1 protein-coding gene is annotated in these 421 nt (G+C 57.5%); it reads left to right on the top strand.

Annotated features, from left to right (window positions below):
• Positions 1 to 387, top strand: a 387-nt coding sequence (locus CNQ84_RS20175; RefSeq protein WP_165771336.1) for a transposase, incomplete at its 5' end; no start/stop codon positions are given.
• Between the last annotated feature and the right edge of the window lie 34 nt (positions 388 to 421).

Genomic DNA, 421 nt, shown 5'->3' on the forward strand with positions numbered 1-421 from the left:
GGCATCTGGGACGCCACCACACGGCTCCAGGCAGAAGCCGCCCTGGACGAGTGGATAGCCACCATCCCGAAGGGCCAAAAGGAAGTCTGGAGCGATCTGGTCAGGGCAGTGGGAAACTGGCGCGAAGAGACCATGACCTACTTCGAGACGGACATGCCCGTCACCAACGCTTACACGGAGTCCATCAACCGACTGGCCAAGGACAAGAACCGTGAAGGGCGCGGTTACTCCTTCGAGGTGATGCGGGCACGAATGCTCTACACCACGAAGCACAAGAAGAAGGCACCGACTGCGAAGGTCTCTCCTTTCTACAAGAAAACCATCGGTTACGGACTGCCGGACTTCGCAGAGGAACTCAACTACGGAGTCGATCTATCAACCATCTGAGGGTGGTATCAGATTGATGGGGTGAAGGTGCCCC

This window comes from Pseudomonas abyssi (assembly GCF_002307495.1).
Lineage (GTDB): Bacteria > Pseudomonadota > Gammaproteobacteria > Pseudomonadales > Pseudomonadaceae > Halopseudomonas > Halopseudomonas abyssi.